The sequence below is a fragment of the Oceanobacillus saliphilus genome (assembly GCF_023522835.1).
Classification (GTDB): Bacteria; Bacillota; Bacilli; order Bacillales; family Amphibacillaceae; genus Oceanobacillus; species Oceanobacillus saliphilus.
The window spans coordinates 1-264 of the sequence record NZ_JALCZU010000186.1; the positions used below are offsets into that span (position 1 = coordinate 1).

Annotated in this window: 1 protein-coding gene; it reads left to right on the forward strand. The window is 45.1% G+C overall.

From position 1 onward, the window contains the following. Positions 1 to 264, forward strand: a 264-nt coding sequence (locus MN204_RS20875; protein WP_249872964.1) for an FtsW/RodA/SpoVE family cell cycle protein, incomplete at both ends; no start/stop codon positions are given.

Here is a 264-nt window from a genome sequence, read left to right on the forward strand (position 1 = left end):
CGATTACCATATGCGTATGGCCATGGGAAACGGTGGATTTTGGGGCCGAGGATTTGGTAATGGTTTAGTCAAGCGATCCTTTCTTCCTGCCAGTCATACAGACTCAATATTCGCCGTCATGGTTGAAGAAGGTGGTTTTCTAACAGGTGTTATCATCATTGTACTCTTTCTTGCTCTGGCATGGTTAGGAGAATACACCGCACGCTCAGCAAAAAACCGCTTTGGAGCATTCCTAGCACGTGGGATAACTTTTTACTTGTCTAT